The sequence below is a fragment of the Allofranklinella schreckenbergeri genome, from assembly GCF_003703475.1.
GTDB classification, from domain to species: domain Bacteria; phylum Pseudomonadota; class Gammaproteobacteria; order Burkholderiales; family Burkholderiaceae_C; genus Lampropedia; species Lampropedia schreckenbergeri.
The window spans coordinates 1-5,805 of record NZ_RDQM01000026.1 but is presented as its reverse complement, the minus strand read 5'-3'; the positions used below and the strand labels follow the sequence as shown (position 1 = coordinate 5,805).

Here is a 5,805-nt window from a genome sequence, read left to right as displayed (position 1 = left end):
TTTGTGGTTTGCTGAAGTTGTGTTATAGTTCACGGCTTCGCTGCTTCGGAATGATTTTTGGGGTTTGCGAGAGTTGGTTGGAAGTTTTGTTTGTTGCTCTGCATTGAAAGTTTTCTGTGCGGGGTGATGAAAAAAAGATAAAAAATTTTCCGGCAGGCTCAAAAAGTTGTGTTATAGTTATGAGCTTCGCTGATCGCGGCGAAGTTGATCAATCGAAAGATTGGTTGGATCATTAAAAACAAACAGCCGATAAGCGTGGGCGTTTGGTGTTATGTCTGTTGCTCTGGTTTTGCTGGAGCTGGTAGAGATACCGAATTGCTCATGCTAACAGAATAGAAGTGTGTAGGCCTTTATTTTAGGCTTACAGGTTTACTTCAATTCCGCTAAGTGAGTGAGTTTTTTAGAGATCGAACTAAAGAGTTTGATCCTGGCTCAGATTGAACGCTGGCGGCATGCTTTACACATGCAAGTCGAACGGCAGCGCGGGCTTCGGCCTGGCGGCGAGTGGCGAACGGGTGAGTAATACATCGGAACATGCCCACTTGTGGGGGATAGCTCGGCGAAAGCCGGATTAATACCGCATGAGATCTACGGATGAAAGCAGGGGACCTTCGGGCCTTGCGCGAGTGGAGTGGCCGATGGCAGATTAGGTAGTTGGTGGGGTAAAGGCCTACCAAGCCTGCGATCTGTAGCTGGTCTGAGAGGACGACCAGCCACACTGGGACTGAGACACGGCCCAGACTCCTACGGGAGGCAGCAGTGGGGAATTTTGGACAATGGGCGCAAGCCTGATCCAGCAATGCCGCGTGCAGGACGAAGGCCCTCGGGTTGTAAACTGCTTTTGTACAGAACGAAAAGAGCTGGGTTAATACCCTGGTTTTATGACGGTACTGTAAGAATAAGCACCGGCTAACTACGTGCCAGCAGCCGCGGTAATACGTAGGGTGCGAGCGTTAATCGGAATTACTGGGCGTAAAGCGTGCGCAGGCGGCGATGCAAGACCGATGTGAAATCCCTGGGCTCAACCTGGGAACTGCATTAGTGACTGCATTGCTGGAGTGCGGCAGAGGGGGATGGAATTCCGCGTGTAGCAGTGAAATGCGTAGATATGCGGAGGAACACCGATGGCGAAGGCAATCCCCTGGGCCTGCACTGACGCTCATGCACGAAAGCGTGGGGAGCAAACAGGATTAGATACCCTGGTAGTCCACGCCCTAAACGATGTCAACTGGTTGTTGGGGATTCATTTCTTCAGTAACGAAGCTAACGCGTGAAGTTGACCGCCTGGGGAGTACGGCCGCAAGGCTAAAACTCAAAGGAATTGACGGGGACCCGCACAAGCGGTGGATGATGTGGTTTAATTCGATGCAACGCGAAAAACCTTACCCACCTTTGACATGTACGGAACTTGCCAGAGATGGCTTGGTGCCCGAAAGGGAGCCGTAACACAGGTGCTGCATGGCTGTCGTCAGCTCGTGTCGTGAGATGTTGGGTTAAGTCCCGCAACGAGCGCAACCCTTGTCATTAGTTGCCATCATTTGGTTGGGCACTCTAATGAGACTGCCGGTGATAAACCGGAGGAAGGTGGGGATGACGTCAAGTCCTCATGGCCCTTATAGGTGGGGCTACACACGTCATACAATGGCCGGTACAAAGGGTTGCTAAGCCGCGAGGTGGAGCTAATCCCACAAAGCCGGTCGTAGTCCGGATCGCAGTCTGCAACTCGACTGCGTGAAGTCGGAATCGCTAGTAATCGTGGATCAGCATGTCACGGTGAATACGTTCCCGGGTCTTGTACACACCGCCCGTCACACCATGGGAGCGGGTTCTGCCAGAAGTAGGTAGCTTAACCGTAAGGAGGGCGCTTACCACGGCAGGGCTCGTGACTGGGGTGAAGTCGTAACAAGGTAGCCGTACCGGAAGGTGCGGCTGGATCACCTCCTTTCTGGAAAAATAAGCAGGCAAGAATTGCCAGGCGTCCACACTTATCGGTTGTTGAGGATAGGTAGGTTGCAAAGCCAACTTGCCAGGGGTCTGTAGCTCAGCTGGTTAGAGCACCGTCTTGATAAGGCGGGGGTCGTTGGTTCGAGCCCAACTAGACCCACCAACTATCCTTGAGGTTGAATGTTGGCTGGTCGTGTTTGCGATTGGCTAGCGGGGGATTAGCTCAGCTGGGAGAGCACCTGCTTTGCAAGCAGGGGGTCGTCGGTTCGATCCCGTCATCCTCCACCATTTTTGAACACCAAAGAGGCTTTTTTTAAAAGGCTTTTTTGTTGTTCATCAGTGTATATTGATGAATGAGGCTGTTCTTTAAAAAATCATAGAGTCGAATCAGCGTTGCTGATGGAAAGAAGGCGTTGTCTTCACCGTGCCATCAGCAATGAATTGATTGCGTCAACAACGAACATGGGTCTTGTAAAAGACCGATGCTTCAAGTAATTGACGATTGTTCTCAGGCTGCGCGCAAGCGCGGCCTTCAAGACAAGCGTGAATTACGGCAAACGCGTAAGTGAAGTTTGCTTGAGTCATAACGACTGTCTCTGACGATTTCAGAGGTCAAAGTTATAGGGTCAAGTGACTAAGAGCATGTGGTGGATGCCTTGGCGATTACAGGCGATGAAAGACGTGATAGCCTGCGATAAGCTTCGGGGAGCTGGCAAATGAGCATTGATCCGAAGATTTCTGAATGGGGAAACCCACCCGTTAGGGTATCGTTAACTGAATTCATAGGTTAACGAGGCGAACCTGGAGAACTGAAACATCTAAGTACCCAGAGGAAAAGACATCAACCGAGATTCCGAAAGTAGTGGCGAGCGAAATCGGAGCAGCCTTCTAGTGATAGCACGAAAGACAATAGAACGGATTGGAAACTCCGGCCATAGTGGGTGATAGCCCCGTATATAAAAATTTTGTGTGGTACTAGGCTAGAGATAAGTAGGGCGGGACACGTGTAATCCTGTCTGAATATGGGGGGACCATCCTCCAAGGCTAAATACTCGTAATCGACCGATAGTGAACCAGTACCGTGAGGGAAAGGCGAAAAGAACCCCTGTGAGGGGAGTGAAATAGATCCTGAAACCGCATGCTTACAAAAAGTCGGAGCCCTTCGGGGTGACGGCGTACCTTTTGTATAATGGGTCAGCGACTTACATTCAGTGGCGAGGTTAACCGAATAGGGGAGCCGAAGAGAAATCGAGTCCGAATAGGGCGTCTAGTCGCTGGGTGTAGACCCGAAACCGAGTGATCTATCCATGGCCAGGTTGAAGGTGCCGTAACAGGTACTGGAGGACCGAACCGACTACTGTTGCAAAAGTAGCGGATGAGCTGTGGATAGGGGTGAAAGGCTAAACAAACTCGGAAATAGCTGGTTCTCTCCGAAAACTATTTAGGTAGTGCCTCAAGTATTACCTGCGGGGGTAGAGCACTGTTTTGGCTAGGGGGTCATGGCGACTTACCAAACCAAGGCAAACTCCGAATACCGCAGAGTACAGCTTGGGAGACAGTGCACCGGGTGCTAACGTCCGGACACGAGAGGGAAACAACCCAGACCGCCAGCTAAGGTCCCTAAAATTGGCTAAGTGGGAAACGAAGTGGGAAGGCATAGACAGTCAGGATGTTGGCTTAGAAGCAGCCACCATTTAAAGAAAGCGTAATAGCTCACTGATCGAGTCGTCCTGCGCGGAAGATGTAACGGGGCTCAAGCCAGTTACCGAAGCTGCGGATGCACAGTTTACTGTGCGTGGTAGGAGAGCGTTCTGTAAGCCTGTGAAGGTGGCTTGTAAAGGCTGCTGGAGGTATCAGAAGTGCGAATGCTGACATGAGTAGCGTTAAAGGGGGTGAAAAGCCCCCTCGCCGTAAGCGCAAGGTTTCCTACGCAACGTTCATCGGCGTAGGGTGAGTCGGCCCCTAAGGCGAGGCAGAGATGCGTAGCTGATGGGAAACAGGTCAATATTCCTGTACCGATGTGTAGTGCGATGTGGGGACGAATCCTAATAGATCATCCAACTGTTGGATTAGTTGGTCTAGACAGAAGTAGGCGTGCGTTAGGCAAATCCGGCGCACATATACCGAGGCTGTTGATCGAGTGAGCTTGCTCACGAAGTGATTGAACGGGGTTCCAGGAAAAGCCACTAAGCTTCAGCTACACACGACCGTACCGCAAACCGACACTGGTGCGCGAGATGAGTATTCTAAGGCGCTTGAGAGAACTCTGGAGAAGGAACTCGGCAAATTGACACCGTAACTTCGGGAGAAGGTGTGCCCTATTAGTGTGATGAGAACATCTGAGCATGAATGGGTTGCAAAAAATAGGTGGCTGCGACTGTTTATTAAAAACACAGCACTCTGCAAACACGAAAGTGGACGTATAGGGTGTGACGCCTGCCCGGTGCTGGAAGATTAAATGATGGGGTGCAAGCTCTTGATTGAAGTCCCAGTAAACGGCGGCCGTAACTATAACGGTCCTAAGGTAGCGAAATTCCTTGTCGGGTAAGTTCCGACCTGCACGAATGGCGTAACGATGGCCACACTGTCTCCTCCAGAGACTCAGCGAAGTTGAAATGTTTGTGATGATGCAATCTCCCCGCGGAAAGACGGAAAGACCCCATGAACCTTTACTGTAGCTTTGTATGGGACTTTGAACAGATCTGTGTAGGATAGGTGGGAGGCTTTGAAGTGAGAATGCTAGTTCTCATGGAGCCGTCCTTGAAATACCACCCTGGTGTGTTTGAGGTTCTAACCTGCGCCCTTGAATCAGGGCGGGGGACAGTGCATGGTAGGCAGTTTGACTGGGGCGGTCTCCTCCCAAAGCGTAACGGAGGAGTTCGAAGGTACGCTAGGTACGGTCGGACATCGTGCTAATAGTGCATAGGCATAAGCGTGCTTGACTGTGAGACTGACAAGTCGAACAGGTAGGAAACTAGGACTAAGTGATCCGGTGGTTCTGTATGGAAGGGCCATCGCTCAACGGATAAAAGGTACTCTGGGGATAACAGGCTGATACCGCCCAAGAGTTCATATCGACGGCGGTGTTTGGCACCTCGATGTCGGCTCATCTCATCCTGGGGCTGTAGTCGGTCCCAAGGGTATGGCTGTTCGCCATTTAAAGAGGTACGTGAGCTGGGTTTAAAACGTCGTGAGACAGTTTGGTCCCTATCTTCCGTGGGCGCTGCAGATTTGAGGGAACCTGCTCCTAGTACGAGAGGACCGGAGTGGACACACCTCTGGTGTACCGGTTGTCACGCCAGTGGCATCGCCGGGTAGCTATGTGTGGAAGAGATAACCGCTGAAAGCATCTAAGCGGGAAACTCCTCCCAAGATTAGATCTGCCGGGGCCTCGAGCCCCCTAAAGGGTCGTCGAAGACCACGACGTTGATAGGCTGGGTGTGCAAGTGCAGCAATGCATTGAGCTAACCAGTACTAATTGCCCGTGAGGCTTGACCCTATAACTTTGATTAAAAGCAAAACAGCACTTGCTTGCCATAACGCAATCAGTTCAAATACGCTGCATCGACTCTATGAATATCCTCAAAAAAGGATTAACCAGTTTAAGCCTGATGACAATAGCAGCTTGGAACCACACCTTCCCATCCCGAACAGGAACGTGAAACAAGCTCGCGCCAATGATAGTGCGGATCCCCGTGTGAAAGTAGGTCATCGTCAGGCTACTTACCCAAAACCCCTCAAGACATCAAGCCTTGAGGGGTTTTACTTATGAAAAATAAAAATCGCCCAATACCCATCAATCCAGACATAAAAAATCTATTCCTCCAAATAAATTGCGCGCAAATAACCTAAGTCCACAGC

General features: G+C 50.8%; 2 tRNA genes and 3 rRNA genes. All 5 read left to right on the top strand.

The annotated features are described in order from the left end of the window. Nucleotides 1–409: 409 nt before the first annotated feature. Nucleotides 410–1,945: ribosomal RNA gene (locus EBQ26_RS12455) — 16S ribosomal RNA — on the top strand. An 85-nt stretch (nucleotides 1,946–2,030) separates the two neighbouring features. Beyond that, nucleotides 2,031–2,107 (top strand) — tRNA-Ile (locus tag EBQ26_RS12450). A gap of 49 nt (nucleotides 2,108–2,156) precedes the next feature. After that, a tRNA-Ala gene (locus EBQ26_RS12445) sits at nucleotides 2,157–2,232 on the top strand. A gap of 336 nt (nucleotides 2,233–2,568) precedes the next feature. Further along, nucleotides 2,569–5,443 (top strand): 23S ribosomal RNA (locus EBQ26_RS12440). A 108-nt stretch (nucleotides 5,444–5,551) separates the two neighbouring features. Then, a 5S ribosomal RNA gene (gene rrf, locus EBQ26_RS12435) occupies nucleotides 5,552–5,664 on the top strand. The 16S, 23S and 5S rRNA genes sit together here with 2 tRNA genes alongside, the layout of an rRNA operon. Nucleotides 5,665–5,805 lie beyond the last annotated feature (141 nt).